Origin of the sequence: Paracidovorax anthurii, from assembly GCF_003269065.1 — a bacterium.
Taxonomy (GTDB): Bacteria; Pseudomonadota; Gammaproteobacteria; order Burkholderiales; family Burkholderiaceae_C; genus Paracidovorax; species Paracidovorax anthurii.
The window spans coordinates 30,551-46,452 of the sequence record NZ_QLTA01000023.1; the positions used below are offsets into that span (position 1 = coordinate 30,551).

The following is a 15,902-nucleotide window of genomic DNA, read 5'->3' on the forward strand; positions in this document are numbered from 1 at the left end:
AGCATGGCGACCAAGAAAAAAATATCCGTCGATTTCGCTGCGCTGCAGGGGGACCTGCAGCGGCAGTTCCGGAATCTGGATCCCAAGGATCCCTCCCTCTGGCCTCCGGTGCCCAAGGTGCTGCTGTGCATCGCGATTGCTGCCGGTATCGCGGTATTCCTCTGGTTTTTCAAGATCAGCGAGTACCAGGACGAGCTGGAGGCCGAGCGTGCCAAGGAAGTGAGCCTGCGCGAGGACTATCAGAAAAAGCTCGTGAAGGCGGTCAGCCTCGATGCGCTCAAGAAGCAGCGCGAGCAGATCCAGCAATACGTCATCCAGCTGGAAAAACAGCTGCCCAGCAAGGCGGAAATGGCGGCACTGCTCTCGGACATCAACCAGGCGGGCCTGGGGCGCAGTCTGCAATTCGAGCTGTTCCGTCCGGGGCAGATCGTCGTGCGCGATTACTACGCCGAACTGCCGATTTCCATCCGGGTGACTGGTAAGTACCACGATGTGGGTTCGTTCGCTTCTGATATTGCCAATCTCTCCCGCATCGTTACCTTGAACAATCTTTCTCTGGCGCCCTCGGGGACCAAGGATGCCCCGAACAGCATGCTCTCCATGGAGGCCACGGCGCGCACGTTCCGCTACCTGGATCCGGACGAAATCCAGGCCCAGCGCAAGGCTGCCGGAGGAGCGAAGAAATGATGCGGCTCTTTCCTATTGGCGCGGCACTGCTGGCGGTGCTGGGATTGCAGGGATGTGGGTCATCGAATGAAGATGAACTGCGTGCATGGATGACGGAACTTCGCGCCACGACCAAGCCGCATGTCACGCCCCTGAGCGAGCCCAAGAAGTTCCTGCCCGAGAACTACGGTGCTGCAGGTTCGACCGATCCATTCGACCCGATGAAGTTGACGCAGGCCCTGCGAAGGGATTCTGCCCAGCCGGCGGTGAATGCGACCTTGATTGCGCCTGAGATGGCGCGCCGCAAGGAGCCCCTGGAGGCTTATCCGCTCGATGCCATGGCCATGGTCGGCAGCCTCAACAAGAGCGGTATTCCCACGGCGCTGCTGAAAGTGGACAACCTGATTTATCAGGTGCGGGTCGGCAATTACCTGGGGCAGAACTACGGAAAGATCACCCAGATTTCCGAAACGGGCATTCAACTGCGTGAAATTGTTCAGGATGCAACGGGCGACTGGATAGAGCGTCCGACGACGCTTGATCTCCAAGAGGGGAAGAAATGATTCAAAAGAACTGGTTCAGTTTTCGTTGCCGAGCGGCCGTTCTCGCAGCAGCCGCGACACTGTGCAGCACTTGGGCGCACGCGCAGGCCGCGATCGAGTCCGTGCGCGGGATGTTGCAGGGTGGAACGGAGTTGGTGCGCATCGAACTCTCCCAGCCGCTGAGTGCCGTGCCTTCCGGGTTTGCGATCCAGGCGCCGGCGCGCATTGCCCTGGATTTCCCGAACACCACGAACGGCACGGGCCAATCGCTGGTCGAGGTCAATCAGGGCAATCTCAAGTCGGTGAACATCGTTCAGGCGGGGGACCGCTCGCGCGTGGTGCTCAATCTCAAGCAGCCCACCTCCTATCGGGCCGAGATCCAGGGCTCCGCGCTGCTGGTGTCTCTGGAGCCTGCTTCGGCTGGAACATCGACCCAGGCCACGGCATCGGCCGCATTCGCCGAAAGCCGCAATGTCGATGTCCTGCCGTTGCGCGATCTCGATTTCCGCCGTGGGGCCGATGGCGCTGGTCGCATCATCGTGGGCCTTGCGAACAACCAGGTCGGTGTCGACCTGCGCAAGCAGGGAAGCGGGCTGACCGTTGAGTTCCTGAAGTCTTCGCTGCCTGAAGGGCTGCGTCGCCGCCTGGACGTGACCGACTTCGGAACTCCCGTGCGCATCGTGACGACTTCCCAGCAAGGCGAGCGTGTGCGGATGACCATCGAGCCGGTCGGCGAATGGGAGCACAGTGCTTACCAGAGCGACAACCAGTTCGTGGTGGAGGTGCGGCAGAAGAAGGTCGATTTGAACAAGCTGAGCCAGGGCCCGGGTTTCAGTGGCGAGAAGCTGTCGCTCAACTTCCAGAACATCGAGGTCCGCTCGTTGCTGCAGGTGATCGCGGACTTCACCAACTTCAATATCGTCACGTCCGATACCGTCACGGGGGCCTTGACGCTGCGCCTCAAGGATGTGCCGTGGGACCAGGCTCTGCAGATCATCATGGATGCCAAGGGCCTGGGCATGCGCAAGTCCGGTACGGTGCTGTGGATCGCTCCCAAGGACGAAATCGACAACCGCACCAAGAAGGACTACGAAGCTGCCCTCGCGATCCAGAAGCTGGAGCCGCTGCGCACGCAATCCTTCCAGTTGAACTATGCGAAAGCCGCTGACATGGTGACCCAGCTGACCAACTCCAGTGGAGGGGGGACGGGTGGTGGTGGCACCTCGACGCGCTTCCTGTCGGAGCGCGGGAGCGCCATTGCCGAGCCGCGCACCAACCAGCTCTTCGTCACAGACACCCCCAGCAAACTGGAGGAAGTGCGCCAATTGCTGACGACGCTCGACGTCGCCGTGCGCCAGGTGATGATCGAAGCGCGCATCGTGGAAGCCCGCGACACGTTCGGTCGTTCCCTGGGGGTGCGCCTGGGCGGAGGCGATCTGCGCGCCAACCGTGGCGGCGACGGTGGCTACAGCATCGGCGGCAACAACCGCGTCGCCTTCGGGTCGAGCTACGACAATGCCGTGGCCTCCAGTGGTGCGGGCGGCACGGTGGCCACCACGGGCAGCAGTTCCAATTTCGTGAATCTGCCCGCTTCGCTTTCCTCCGGAGCGAGTTTCGGCAATTTCGCGCTGACGCTCTTCAATTCGGCGGCCAACCGCTTCCTGACGCTGGAGCTGTCCGCGATGGAAGCGGATGGCCAGGGCAAGGTGGTTTCCAGCCCGCGGCTCATCACCGCCGACCAGACGAAGGCCTTGATCGAGCAGGGTACGGAGTATCCGTATGCGGTGACCGCGCCGAATGGTGCGACCACGGTGGCTTTCAAGAAGGCCGTGCTGAAGCTGGAGGTCACGCCCCAGATCACGCCCGAGGGCAACGTCATCCTCGATCTGGACATCAACAAGGACAGCCGGGGCGAGACGACGACCCAGGGCGTGGCGATCGATACCAACCACGTCAAGACGCAAGTGCTGGTGGAGAATGGCGGCACCGTGGTGATCGGCGGAATTTTCCGCCTGGAAGAGACCAACCAGGAAAACAAGATTCCTGTGCTGGGGGATGTGCCTGTCGTGGGTAATCTTTTCAAAAATAGGACCAAGGAATCCACCAAGCGTGAAATGCTGGTGTTCATTACTCCGAAAGTCATTTCGGACAAAGGTCCAGTTCGTTAAATCAACTTGGGTGACAGAATGAAATCATTGATCAGAGCCGTTGCGTTATCGCTGGCCGCTGCGCTTGTGGCGTGCGGTGGGGGTGGGGGGAGTTCCGGTACCAGTTCCGGAGGGGGCTCCGGCACCACGACGCCGGTGACGGCGTCCATCGAAATCTTCACGTCCGCGACCAGTCTCGCTTCTGCCAGCACGACGGGCGTGACGGTGACGGCCGTGGTCAAGGATTCCGCGAACAATGCCATTGCCTCGCAGCCGGTCACGTTCAGCGCCGACAGCGGCACCCTTGCGAGCGCCCTCACGACCACCGGAACGGATGGCCGTGGCACCGCCGTGCTGACGGCTGGCAATAACCGTTCCAACCGGAATATCACCGTGACGGTGAGATCCGGCAGCGTGACCCAGACGGCGATCGTGCCGGTGGCGGGCACCACGCTCACGGCGTCGGGATCGACGTCGATGCTGGCTGGCGCCTCCACCAATTTCGCGGTCAGCGTGCGGGACAGCGGCAGCGTGGCCATTTCGGGCACCGCGGTGACCGCGACGTCATCCCTGGGTAATGCCATCACCGCCAGCAGCTCCACCACGGATGCGAATGGCGCGGTGACGCTGGCATACGCCGCGACCCGCAGCGGCACGGATACGGTCACGATCAACGGCGCAGGAGCGTCCCAGGTCCTGACGGTCAATGTCAGCAACTTGAATTTCTCGTTCATTTCTCCCACCGCCAACACGGAGGTGGAAGTGAACAGCACCCGTGATGTGACGGTGCGTTATGTGTCGGGTGGCGTGGGCGTCTCCGGCAAGGCGATTTCCTTCGGTACGACCCGTGGCAGTGTGTCTCCCATCCAGGCCGTGACGGACGCGAACGGCTCGGCAACGGTGCAGGTGACCTCTCCCTCGGTGGGGCTGGCGACGGTCAGTGCCCAGGTCGATGGGAATGCCACCACCACCCTGCCGCTGAGTTTCGTGGCCTCCACGCCTGCATCGCTGGTGCTGCAGTCTTCCGCTGCGGCTCTGGCCCCCAACGCGGCAGGCAGCACCACCAACCAGGTGGAACTGCGCGCCACCGTGCGCGATGCCGCCGGCAATGCCGTGCGTGGCAAGACGGTTTTCTTCACGGCAGTGCAGGACCTGAGCAATGGCAGCATCAAGACGGGAACGGCCGTGACGGATGCGAACGGCCTGGCGACGGACGTCTTCATCGCAGGGCCTACCGCGACGGCCGCCAATGGCGTGCAGATCCGTGCAACGGTTGCCAATACCAACATCAGCTCGACGACGTCCCTGACGGTGAACAATCAAGCGCTCTTCATCGCGATTGCCGCAAACAACACGATCGAGAAGCTCAGCACCACCTATCGCAAGACCTTCTCGGTTCAATTGACGGACGCGAATGGTGCCCCGGTCGGCAGTCGGAGCGTGACGCTGTCGTACTGGCCTCCCGTTTTCGGCAAAGGCTCCATGAGTTACAACGGTACGGTGTGGAACAACTCCAATGCCATCGTGCCCCAGTCCGTCTCGTGCGTGAACGAAGATGCAAACCGCAATGGTGTTCTGGATGCCGGAGAGGACATCGATGGCAATGGCCGGTTGAGCCCGGGGTTGCCGGCTGTCCTGAGTCCTGCATCGGTCACGACCGATGCCACCGGCCGGGCGGAATTCACGCTGGAATACGGCCAGCAGTACGCGAACTGGATCCTGTTCGAACTGGCGGCCAAGGCGACCGTCTCTGGCACGGAGTCGAGTTCTTTCTTCGACTTCCCGGCGAGCGCGGTGGCTTCCGACATGACGGATGCCAACGTGGCTCCGGCCTCCCGGGTCAGCCCCTTCGGTACGGCGCTCAATTGCACGAACCCCAACTGAGCATTCATCTCATCGGCCTTCCAGGCTCGGGTAAATCCACCGTCGGGCGGCATCTCGCCCGGCGGCTGGGGATGCCCTTCATCGATTCGGACCACGTGATCGAGCAGCGCATCGGCGGCTCGATCCGTGGTTTTTTCGATCGTGAGGGGGAGTCTGCCTTCCGGGACCTGGAGGAAGAGGTGATCCGCGAACTCACGGCCGAGGCCGGGCCGCGCGTGCTGGCGACGGGCGGGGGGGTGGTGATCCGCCCGGCCAATCGCGATCGGTTGCGTGAGCGGGGGAGGGTGGTGTACCTGAACGCCTCGCCCGAGGAGATCTTTCGCCACATCCGCCATGACCAGGCCCGCCCGCTGCTGCAGGTCGAGGAACCCCTGGAGCGACTGCGCGAATTGCAGAGCGAGCGCGATCCGCTTTATCGAGAGACGGCGCATTTCGTGATAGCGGCCGGGCGCGGCAAGAATGTGCCGGCGCTGGTGCAGCACATCGCGATGCAACTCGAACTGGCCGGGACGTCCCGGCCAGCCTGAAAGCCAAAGGCGCACGCCCGCCTGCGCAGGCGGTGCGCGTGCCGGCTTATTCCACCAGCCACCGGCACGGCGAATGGATGGCTGGGGATGGTGGGCGCGCTTGCCCCGGCGCCGGCGGTGGCCGGACGGAAGTCGATAGACTCCGGGGCCATGACTGCCGATGCCATTTCCGTACGCGACACCGACCGTTCCGAGCGGTCTTCCCCCATTCCGGCGCCTGCCGCCACGCAGGTGCCTGCGGAGCGGACACCGCCCGTACCGGCGGGGCAGGAGGGTGCCGCAGGCCGCGCGCGCGTAGGCATCTCCCTCGGAGACCGAAGCTACGCCATCGACATCGGCGCGGGCCTGCTGGGCGCGGCAGAAACCTATGCGGCCCTGCCCAAGGCGGCGGCTGCCCTGATCGTGACGAACGAGACGGTGGCGCCCCTCTATGCCGAGCGCCTGCGCGAGGCGGTGGCGCACCGCTATCCGCAGGTGTCCGTGGTGGCGCTGCCGGACGGCGAGGAGCACAAGAACTGGCAGACGCTGAACCTGATCTTCGATGCGCTGCTGGCCCAGGGCTGCGACCGCAAGACGGTGCTGTTCGCGCTGGGCGGCGGCGTGGTGGGGGACATGACCGGCTTCGCGGCCGCCAGCTACATGCGCGGCGTGCCGTTCGTGCAGGTGCCCACGACGCTGCTCGCGCAGGTGGATTCGTCGGTGGGCGGCAAGACGGCCATCAACCACCCGCTGGGCAAGAACATGATCGGCGCGTTCTACCAGCCGCAACTGGTGGTGTGCGACCTCGCCACGCTCGATACCCTGCCGCCGCGCGAGCTGAGTGCGGGGCTGGCCGAGGTCATCAAATACGGGCCCATCGCCGACATGGCCTTCATGGACTGGCTGGAGGCGAACGTGGACGCGCTGCGCGATGGCGACCATGGCGCGCTCGCGCAGGCCGTGCGCCGCAGCTGCGAGATCAAGGCCTGGGTGGTGGGGCAGGACGAGCGGGAGTCCGGCCTGCGCGCTATCCTGAATTTCGGGCACACCTTCGGCCACGCGATCGAGGCGGGCATGGGCTACGGCGTGTGGCTGCACGGCGAGGGCGTGGGCGCGGGCATGGTGATGGCGGCCGAGCTGTCGCACCGCCTGGGGCTGGTGGATGCCGACTTCGTCGCCCGCCTGCGCCGGCTCATCGAGCGCGCCGGGCTGCCGGTGCGGGGTGCCGTGCTTGATGCCGCCGACAACGCGGGCCGCTATCTGGAGCTGATGCGCCTGGACAAGAAGGCCGAAGGGGGCGAGATCCGCTTCGTCGTGATCGACGGACCAGGGCGCGCCGCCGTGCGGCCGGCGCCCGACGCACTGGTGCGCGAGGTCATCGACGCCTGCTGCGCCTGACGGGCCGCCGGTGCACCATGGCCTGCGATTCGTTGGCAGATTCATCCATGGATCCCGCGCCATGGACCCCGTGGGGCATTGAATGACGATGGCTCCCGAACTCGCCCCCTACGCCTGCCACCCCGGGCTGACGCGGGGCCGCCGGCACCCGCAGCCGCCCGCGCCCACGCGCACGGAATACCAGCGCGACCGCGACCGCATCGTGCATTCCACGGCCTTCCGCCGGCTGGTCTACAAGACGCAGGTGTTCCTCAACCACGAGGGCGATCTGTTCCGCACGCGGCTCACGCATTCGCTGGAGGTGGCGCAGCTGGGGCGCTCCATCGCGCGTTCGCTGCGCATCAACGAGGACCTGGTGGAAGCGGTCTCGCTGGCCCATGACCTGGGCCATACGCCGTTCGGCCATGCGGGGCAGGACGCGCTGCACGAATGCATGGAGCGGCATGGCGGCTTCGAGCACAACCTGCAGAGCCTGCGCGTGGTCGATACCCTGGAAGAGCGCTACCCGGACTACGACGGCCTGAACCTGACCTTCGAGACGCGCGAGGGCATCCTCAAGCACTGCTCGCGCGCGAACGCCGAGCGCATGGAGGCGCTGGAGCCGGGCGGCGTGGGCGCGCGCTTCCTGCGGCGCGAGCAGCCGGGCCTGGAAGCGCAGTTGTGCAACCTGGCCGACGAGATCGCCTACAACGCGCACGACATCGACGACGGCGTGCGCTCCGGCCTCATCACGCTGGAGCAGTTGCGCGAGGTGCCGCTGTTCGACCGCTTCCGCGCCGAGGCCGAGCGCGACCATCCGCACCTGGCCGATCCCCTGGCGCAGCGCCGCCTGCTGCACGAGGCCATCCGCCGCATGCTGAGCGCGCAGGTGTACGACGTGATCGGCGCCACCGAAGCCGCCCTGGCCGAAGCCGCGCCGCGCGACGTGGACGCCGTGCGCCGCCTGCCGCCGCTGGTGGGGTTCAGCGAGGGCATGCGGGGGCAGTCGCAGGTGCTCAAGCGCTTTCTGTTCCAGAACCTCTACCGCCATCCGCAGGTGATGGAGACCACGCGCCACGCCAAGGCCGTGGTGCGCGACCTGTTCCGCATCTATGGCGAGCGACCGGGCGAGATGAAGCCGCGCTTCGCGGTCCGCGCGATGGAGGCGCTGGAGGCGGCCGGTGCCCAGGGCCCGCAGACGCCGGACGGCCTGGCCCATGCGCGCACGGTGGCCGATTTCATCGCCGGCATGACCGACCGCTTCGCGGTGCGCGAGCATGAGCGCCTGACCGGCCAGCGCCTGCTGGCCTGAGCCGGCCGGAGGGCCGGCCGATAAAATGGCCGCCCCTCCGAAGAAAGCCCCCCATGAGCGATTCCTCCGCCGGCCCGGCCACGCCGGATGCCATCACCCGCGCCCCCTCTGACCAGATCGTGATCGACGACATGGTGCGCTGGCTGGAGCGGGCCGTTATCGGCCTGAACCTGTGCCCGTTCGCCAAGGCGGTGCACGTGAAGGGGCAGATCCACTACGTGGTGAGCGAGGCCACCGACGGGCGCGGCCTGTTGGAAGACCTGCAGCGCGAGCTGGAGGCACTGGCCGAGGCCTCGCCCGAGCGGCGCGACACCACGCTGCTCATGGCGCCGGACTGCATGGAGGATTTCCTCGACTTCAACGACTTTCTGGGCCTGGCCGACGATCTGGTAGAGGCGATGGACCTGGGCGGCATCCTGCAGGTGGCCTCGTTCCACCCGCGCTTCCAGTTCGCGGACACCGAGGTGGACGACATGGGCAACGCCACCAACCGCGCGCCGTATCCCACGCTGCACCTGCTGCGCGAGGAGAGCATCGACCGCGCGGTGGAGGCCTTCCCCGAGGCCGAGGCCATCTTCGAGAAGAACATCGAGGTGCTCGAAGCCCTGGGCGCCGAGGGATGGGCCGCGCTCGATGTCGGGCCGCGCTGCCCCGTCGCGCAGGGCCGCACGGGGGCCGGAGCGTGAAGCCCGCGCGGACACGCCCGGCGGCGCGCGCCCAGGCGCCCGGCGCCGATGCACAGGTGCTGCAGGAATTGCGGCCCGGCCAGTCGGTGGAACTGCTCCAGGAGCTGCACATCCTCACGCGCGAGGGGCGGCTCAACCAGGATTCGCGGCGCAAGCTCAAGCAGGTCTACCACCTGTTCCAGTTCATCGAGCCGCTCTTGAGCGAGCTGTCGCGGGACGGGCAGGCCCCGGTGCTCGCCGACCACGGCGCGGGCAAGTCGTACCTGGGCTTCATCCTCTACGACCTGTTCTTCCGGGAGCTGGGCCGCGGGCACATCCATGGGATCGAGACGCGGGCCGAGCTGGTGGAGAAATCGCGGGCGCTCGCGCAGCGGCTGGGTTTCGACCGCATGTCCTTCCTGAACCTGACGGTGGCGGAGTCCACCGACGCCGGCACGCTGCCGGAGCGGATCGACGTGGTGACCGCGTTGCACGCCTGCGACACCGCCACCGACGACGCCATCGCCTTCGGGCTCGCCAAGCAGGCGCGCGCCATGGTGCTCGTGCCCTGCTGCCAGGCCGAGGTGGCCGCCTGCCTGCGCAGCAACAAGGCGCTGGCGCTGGCGCGCACGCCGCTGGCCGAGCTGTGGCGCCATCCGCTGCACACGCGCGAGCTGGGCAGCCAGATCACCAACGTGCTGCGCTGCCTGCACCTGGAGGCCAGCGGCTACCAGGTGACGGTGACCGAGCTGGTGGGCTGGGAGCACAGCATGAAGAACGAGCTGATCGTGGCCCGGCACACCGGCCAGCGCAAGCGCAGCGCGGCCGAGCGGCTGCGCGCCATCCTGGCGGAGTTCGGGCTGGAGGAATCCCTGGCGCGGCGCTTCGGCGTGGAGGCGGCAAAGGCGGGCCACGCATCGGACCCGGACCCGGACCCGGCTCGGCAGGCCTGATGGGTGCCAGAATGGCTCCATGTCGCCGTATTCATTGTCTTGTTTGCTACTAAATCAATAGCGATCAGGCTTTCGAGTCCGAACGGCCGGCCCGCGCATCCCCGCCGACTAAGATCGCCTTCCACGCCGCCGCCTTCCTCCGCCCTTCCATGGCACGCCTTCCCCGCCTGACCCTGCCCGGTTATCCGCACCACGTCATCCACCGGGGCAACAACCGGCAGGTGGTCTTCGTGGACCGGCAGGACCGCGAGACCCTGCTGGAGCTGCTGGCCGAGCAGTCCCGGGCGTGCGGGGTGGCGGTGCATGCCTACGTGCTGATGGACAACCACTTCCACCTGCTGGCCACGCCGCGCACGGCCGAGGGGCTGCCGCTGCTGATGCAGGCCGTGGGGCGCCGCTATGTGCGCACCTTCAACCAGCGCCACGGGCGCAGCGGCACGCTGTGGGAGGGGCGCTACCGCTCCACGGTGGTGGAGGCCGGGCGCTACCTGCTGGCGTGCATGGCCTATATCGACCTCAATCCCGTGCGCGCCGGGCTGGTGGCCCAGCCGGCGGACTATCCCTGGTCCAGCCATGCCCATGCGCTGGGCCTGCGCCCCGACCGGCTGGTGACGCCCCATGCCCTGTACTGGGCGCTGGGCAACACGCCGTTCGCGCGCGAGGCCGCGTATGCCGCCCTGGTGCAGACGGGGCTGGGCGCGGCCGAGCAGGCGGCGATCACCGGGGCCACGCTGTCGGGCTGGGCGCTGGGCGGGCCGGATTTCGTGGCCGCGCTGCAGGGGCAGACCTCCCGCCGCGTCACCAAGGGTCGCCCCGGGCGTCCGCGCAAGAGCGACGCGGCGCCGCAGGAGGATTGAGCCCGCCACGCCTGTCCGGGCGGGCGGGTGTTTTTCGCATTCCTTGTTTCCCTCACGAGGCTTTCTCTGCTTTCGATAAATCTGTCCCCAATAAAATAGTCAGGTATTTTGTTTTGCATGTATTCATCATCTGACCCTAATTAAAATACTTGAAATGCATAAAGTCATGCACTAACCTCGGGCTCCCTGCGATTCTTTTTCCCTGAGGAGAGCGCCCATGACGACGGCCGCCGAAATCCAGCACCTGCAGCAGCACGGTCTCTATGCATCCGCCCACGAGCACGACGCGTGCGGCCTGGGCTTCGTAGCCCACATCAAGGGCGAGAAGCGCCACGACATCGTGACCCAGGCGCTCAAGATCCTGGAGAACATCGACCACCGCGGCGCCGTGGGCGCCGACAAGCTCATGGGCGACGGCGCGGGCATCCTGATCCAGATCCCCGATGCGCTCTACCGCGAGGAGATGGCCCGGCAGGGCGTCGTCCTGCCGCCCGCCGGCGAGTACGGCGTGGGCATGATCTTCCTGCCCAAGGAGCACGCCTCCCGCCTCGCCTGCGAGCAGGAGATGGAGCGTGCCATCAAGGCCGAGGGCCAGGTGCTGCTGGGCTGGCGCGACGTGCCGGTGAACGTCGACATGCCGATGTCGCCCACCGTGCGCAACAAGGAGCCGATCCTGCGCCAGGTGTTCATCGGCCGCGGCAACGACGTGATCGTGCAGGACGCGCTGGAGCGCAAGCTCTACGTGATCCGCAAGACGGCCAGCGCCGCCATCCAGAGCCTCAAGCTCAAGCACAGCAAAGAGTATTACGTGCCGAGCATGTCCAGCCGCACGGTGGTCTACAAGGGCCTGCTGCTGGCCGACCAGGTGGGCACCTACTACCTCGACCTGCAGGATGCGCGCTGCGTCTCGGCCATCGGCCTCGTGCACCAGCGCTTCTCCACCAACACCTTCCCCGAGTGGCCGCTCGCCCACCCGTACCGCTACGTGGCGCACAACGGCGAGATCAACACCGTCAAGGGCAACTACAACTGGATGCGCGCGCGCGAAGGCGTGATGGCCTCGCCCGTGCTGGGCCCGGACCTGAAGAAGCTCTACCCCATCAGCTTCGCGGACCAGTCCGACACCGCCACGTTCGACAACTGCCTGGAGCTGCTGACCATGGCCGGCTACCCCATCAGCCAGGCCGTGATGATGATGATCCCCGAGCCCTGGGAGCAGCACACCACCATGGACGGCCGCCGCCGCGCCTTCTACGAATACCACGCCGCGATGATGGAGCCCTGGGACGGCCCGGCCTCCATCGTGTTCACCGACGGCCGCCAGATCGGCGCCACGCTGGACCGCAACGGCCTGCGTCCCTCGCGCTACTGCGTGACCGACGACGACATCGTGATCCTGGCCTCCGAATCGGGCGTGCTGCCCGTGCCCGAGAACAAGATCGTGCGCAAGTGGCGCCTGCAGCCCGGCAAGATGCTCCTGATCGACCTGGAGCAGGGCCGCATGATCGACGACGACGAGCTCAAGGCCAACATCGTCAACACCAAGCCCTACAAGCAGTGGATCGAGAACCTGCGCATCAAGCTCGACAGCGTGGGCGGCGACGCGCCCGTGGCCGCGCTGCCGGCCGAGCTGCCGCTGCTGGAGCGCCAGCAGGCCTTCGGCTACACGCAGGAGGACATCAAGTTCCTCATGGCGCCCATGGCGCGCAACGGCGAGGAGGGCATCGGCTCCATGGGCAACGACAGCCCGCTGGCCGTGCTCTCGGGCAAGAACAAGCCGCTCTACAACTACTTCAAGCAGCTCTTCGCGCAGGTGACCAACCCGCCGATCGACCCGATCCGCGAGGCCATCGTGATGTCGCTCGTGAGCTTCATCGGGCCCAAGCCCAACCTGCTGGACATCAACCAGGTCAACCCGCCGATGCGGCTCGAAGTGGGCCAGCCCATCCTCGATTTCGCGGGCATGGCCAAGCTGCGCGACATCGAGCAGCACACGCAGGGCAAGTTCAAGAGCGCGGTGATCGACATCACCTACCCGCTGGCCTGGGGTCGCGAGGGCGTGGAGGCCAAGCTCGCGTCGCTGTGCGCGCAGGCCGTGGACGCGATCAAGGGCGGCGCCAACATCCTCATCATCAGCGACCGCGCCGTGAGCGCGACGCAGGTGGCCATTCCCGCGCTGCTGGCGCTCTCGGCCATCCACCAGCACCTGGTGCGCGAGGGCCTGCGCACCACGGCGGGCCTGGTGGTGGAGACCGGCACGGCGCGCGAGGTGCACCACTTCGGCGTGCTGGCCGGCTACGGCGCCGAGGCCGTGCACCCCTACCTGGCCATGGAGACGCTGGCCGACATGCACAAGGACCTGGCCGGCGACCTGTCGCCGGAGAAGGCCATCTACAACTACGTGAAGGCCATCGGCAAGGGCCTCTCCAAGATCATGTCCAAGATGGGCGTGTCCACGTACATGAGCTACTGCGGCGCGCAGCTGTTCGAGGCCATCGGCCTGAACACCGACACCATCGCCAAGTATTTCACCGGCACCCCCAGCCGCGTGGAGGGCATCGGCGTGTTCGAGATCGCCGAGGAAGCCATCCGCATGCACAAGGCCGCGTTCGGCGACGACCCGGTGCTGGAGACCATGCTGGACGCGGGCGGCGAATACGCCTGGCGCGCGCGCGGCGAAGAGCACATGTGGAGCCCCGACGCCATCGCCAAGCTGCAGCACTCCACGCGCGCCAACAACTGGAACACCTACAAGGAATACGCGCAGATCATCAACGACCAGAGCCGCCGCCACATGACGCTGCGCGGCCTGTTCGAGTTCAAGTTCGACCCGGCCAAGGCCATCCCCGTGGAGCAGGTCGAATCCGCCAAGGAGATCGTCAAGCGCTTCGCCACGGGCGCGATGTCGCTGGGCTCCATCTCCACCGAAGCCCACGCCACGCTGGCCGTGGCCATGAACCGCATCGGCGGCAAGAGCAACACCGGCGAGGGCGGCGAGGACGCCGCGCGCTATCGCCAGGAACTGAAGGGCATCCCGATCAAGCAGGGCGACACGCTCAAGAGCGTGATCGGCGCCGCCAACGTCGAGGTCGATCTCCCGCTGCAGGAAGGCGATTCGCTGCGCAGCCGCATCAAGCAGGTGGCCTCGGGCCGCTTCGGCGTCACGGCCGAATACCTGTCGTCGGCCGACCAGATCCAGATCAAGATGGCCCAGGGCGCCAAGCCCGGCGAGGGCGGCCAACTGCCCGGCGGCAAGGTGACCGACTACATCGGCAAGCTGCGCCACAGCGTGCCCGGCGTGGGCCTGATCTCGCCGCCGCCGCACCACGACATCTATTCGATCGAAGACCTCGCGCAGCTCATCCACGACCTGAAGAACGTCGCGCCGCACGCCGACATCTCGGTCAAGCTCGTGTCCGAAGTGGGCGTGGGCACGATCGCGGCCGGCGTGGCCAAGTGCAAGAGCGACCACGTGGTGATCGCCGGGCATGACGGCGGCACGGGCGCCTCGCCCTGGTCGTCCATCAAGCACGCGGGCTCGCCCTGGGAGATCGGCCTGGCCGAGACGCAGCAGACGCTGGTGCTCAACCGCCTGCGCGGCCGCATCCGCGTGCAGGCCGACGGCCAGATGAAGACCGGCCGCGACGTCGCCATCGGCGCGCTGCTGGGCGCCGACGAGTTCGGCTTCGCCACCGCTCCGCTGGTGGTCGAGGGCTGCATCATGATGCGCAAGTGCCACCTCAACACCTGCCCGGTGGGCGTGGCCACGCAGGACCCGGAGCTGCGCAAGAAGTTCTCGGGCAAGCCCGAGCACGTGGTGAACTACTTCTTCTTCATCGCCGAGGAAGTGCGCCAGATCATGGCGCAGCTGGGCATCGCGAAGTTCGACGACCTGATCGGCCGCACCGACCTGCTCGACATGCGCGCCGGCATCGCCCACTGGAAGGCGCGGGGCCTCGATTTCGGCCGCCTCTTCGCGCAGCCGCAGGTGCCCGCCGACGTGCCGCGCTTCCACGTGGACAAGCAGGACCACAACATCGACCACACGCTGGACCGCAAGCTCATCGAGCGCAGCCGCCCCGCGATCGAGAAGGGCGAGCGCGTGCAGTTCATCGAGGTGGCGCGCAACGTGAACCGCTCCGTGGGCGCGATGCTTTCGGGCGCGGTGACGCGCGAGCACCCCGAGGGGCTGCCCGACGACACCATCCGCATCCAGCTCGAAGGCACGGGCGGGCAGTCGTTCGGCGCGTTCCTCACGCGCGGCATCACGCTCTACCTGATCGGCGACGCCAACGACTACACGGGCAAGGGCCTCTCGGGCGGCCGCGTGATCGTGCGCCCGAGCATCGACTTCCGCGGCGACACGGTGCGCAACACCATCGTGGGCAACACGGTGATGTACGGCGCCACGACCGGCGAGGCTTTCTTCGGCGGCGTGGCCGGCGAGCGCTTCGCGGTGCGCCTCTCGGGCGCCTCCGCGGTGGTGGAGGGCACGGGCGACCATGGCTGCGAATACATGACGGGCGGCACGGTGGTGGTGCTCGGCAAGACGGGCCGCAACTTCGCGGCCGGCATGAGCGGCGGCGTGGCCTACGTCTATGACGAGGACGGCCTGTTCCACACGCGCTGCAACCTGTCGATGGTGACGCTGGAGCGCATCCTGCCCTCCGACGAGCAGATGTCCACCACCCATGCCGGCATCTGGCACCGCGGCCAGACCGACGAGGCGCAGCTCAAGAAGATGCTGGAGGACCACAACCGCTGGACGGGCAGCAAGCGCGCGCGCGAGCTGCTGGACCACTGGGCGGCCTCGCGGGCGAAGTTCGTCAAGGTGTTCCCCACCGAGTACAAGCGCGCGCTGTCCGAGATCCATGAACGCCAGGCGCTGCAGGAGCCGTCCACCCCGCCGGTGGCCGACCCCGCACCGGCCGCCGCGCGCGTGGCGGTGCCGGCCAAGTAAGGCCGGGCCCCACGCTCCGACGACGCAACGCTT

The 15,902-nt window shown here is 66.7% G+C and carries 12 protein-coding genes; 11 read left to right on the forward strand and 1 reads right to left on the reverse strand.

Features of this window, described 5'->3' with window-relative positions:
* The first annotated feature begins 3 nt into the window (after positions 1-3).
* The 3 genes from AX018_RS12750 to AX018_RS12760 are packed head-to-tail and all read left to right on the forward strand — an operon-like array spanning position 4 to position 3,376.
* Positions 4-687 (forward strand): type IV pilus inner membrane component PilO, encoded by a 684-nt coding sequence (locus AX018_RS12750; RefSeq protein ID WP_111877664.1) that lies wholly within the window; start codon positions 4-6, stop codon positions 685-687.
* Positions 687-1,229, forward strand: coding sequence for a pilus assembly protein PilP (locus AX018_RS12755; protein ID WP_111877697.1), 543 nt, complete (start codon positions 687-689; stop codon positions 1,227-1,229). The genes AX018_RS12750 and AX018_RS12755 overlap by 1 nt, the downstream gene beginning before the upstream one ends.
* Positions 1,226-3,376, forward strand: a complete 2,151-nt coding sequence (locus AX018_RS12760; protein WP_111877665.1) for a type IV pilus secretin PilQ — start codon at positions 1,226-1,228, stop codon at positions 3,374-3,376. The genes AX018_RS12755 and AX018_RS12760 overlap by 4 nt, the downstream gene beginning before the upstream one ends.
* Here the strand turns inward: AX018_RS12760 and AX018_RS25665 are convergent.
* Positions 3,373-4,089 (reverse strand): hypothetical protein, encoded by a 717-nt coding sequence (locus tag AX018_RS25665; RefSeq protein WP_245951537.1) that lies wholly within the window; start codon positions 4,087-4,089, stop codon positions 3,373-3,375. The genes AX018_RS12760 and AX018_RS25665 overlap by 4 nt on opposite strands.
* On the opposite strand from AX018_RS25665, the gene AX018_RS25670 reads away from it, so the two are divergent.
* The 8 genes from AX018_RS25670 (at position 4,073) to AX018_RS12800 (ending at position 15,869) form a co-directional block, all read left to right on the forward strand.
* On the forward strand, positions 4,073-5,239 hold the full coding sequence (locus AX018_RS25670) for an Ig-like domain-containing protein (protein WP_245951538.1): 1,167 nt from the start codon (positions 4,073-4,075) through the stop codon (positions 5,237-5,239). The two genes, AX018_RS25665 and AX018_RS25670, sit on opposite strands and share 17 nt — an antisense overlap.
* Complete coding sequence (locus AX018_RS12770; protein ID WP_111877667.1) at positions 5,221-5,766, forward strand: shikimate kinase; 546 nt, start codon at positions 5,221-5,223, stop codon at positions 5,764-5,766. Before AX018_RS25670 ends, AX018_RS12770 begins: the two co-directional genes overlap by 19 nt.
* Before the next feature lie 150 nt (positions 5,767-5,916).
* Complete coding sequence (gene aroB / locus AX018_RS12775) at positions 5,917-7,143, forward strand: 3-dehydroquinate synthase (protein WP_111877668.1); 1,227 nt, start codon at positions 5,917-5,919, stop codon at positions 7,141-7,143.
* A gap of 82 nt (positions 7,144-7,225) precedes the next feature.
* Positions 7,226-8,434: a deoxyguanosinetriphosphate triphosphohydrolase gene (locus AX018_RS12780; RefSeq protein ID WP_245951539.1), complete on the forward strand. Its 1,209-nt coding sequence runs from the start codon at positions 7,226-7,228 to the stop codon at positions 8,432-8,434.
* A 131-nt stretch (positions 8,435-8,565) separates the two neighbouring features.
* Positions 8,566-9,120, forward strand: coding sequence for a DUF1415 domain-containing protein (locus tag AX018_RS12785; RefSeq protein ID WP_415842004.1), 555 nt, complete (start codon positions 8,566-8,568; stop codon positions 9,118-9,120).
* Complete coding sequence (locus AX018_RS12790; RefSeq protein WP_111877670.1) at positions 9,117-10,052, forward strand: class I SAM-dependent methyltransferase; 936 nt, start codon at positions 9,117-9,119, stop codon at positions 10,050-10,052. The genes AX018_RS12785 and AX018_RS12790 overlap by 4 nt, the downstream gene beginning before the upstream one ends.
* Before the next feature lie 149 nt (positions 10,053-10,201).
* A complete protein-coding gene (locus AX018_RS12795) occupies positions 10,202-10,909 on the forward strand; it encodes a transposase (protein WP_111877671.1) in 708 nt (235 codons plus the stop codon).
* A 217-nt stretch (positions 10,910-11,126) separates the two neighbouring features.
* Complete coding sequence (locus tag AX018_RS12800; protein ID WP_111877672.1) at positions 11,127-15,869, forward strand: glutamate synthase-related protein; 4,743 nt, start codon at positions 11,127-11,129, stop codon at positions 15,867-15,869.
* The last annotated feature ends 33 nt before the right edge of the window (positions 15,870-15,902 follow it).

Coding starts and splice junctions, on each gene's coding strand:
- AX018_RS12785 (WP_415842004.1), top strand. CDS start 8,566: ATGGTGCGCTGGCTGGAGCGGGCCGTTATCGGCCTGAACCTGTGCCCG.
- AX018_RS12800 (WP_111877672.1), top strand. CDS start 11,127: ATGACGACGGCCGCCGAAATCCAGCACCTGCAGCAGCACGGTCTCTAT.
- AX018_RS12795 (WP_111877671.1), top strand. CDS start 10,202: ATGGCACGCCTTCCCCGCCTGACCCTGCCCGGTTATCCGCACCACGTC.
- aroB (WP_111877668.1), top strand. CDS start 5,917: ATGACTGCCGATGCCATTTCCGTACGCGACACCGACCGTTCCGAGCGG.
- AX018_RS25665 (WP_245951537.1), bottom strand. CDS start 4,089: ATGAACGAGAAATTCAAGTTGCTGACATTGACCGTCAGGACCTGGGAC.
- AX018_RS12755 (WP_111877697.1), top strand. CDS start 687: ATGCGGCTCTTTCCTATTGGCGCGGCACTGCTGGCGGTGCTGGGATTG.
- AX018_RS12750 (WP_111877664.1), top strand. CDS start 4: ATGGCGACCAAGAAAAAAATATCCGTCGATTTCGCTGCGCTGCAGGGG.
- AX018_RS12760 (WP_111877665.1), top strand. CDS start 1,226: ATGATTCAAAAGAACTGGTTCAGTTTTCGTTGCCGAGCGGCCGTTCTC.
- AX018_RS12780 (WP_245951539.1), top strand. CDS start 7,226: ATGACGATGGCTCCCGAACTCGCCCCCTACGCCTGCCACCCCGGGCTG.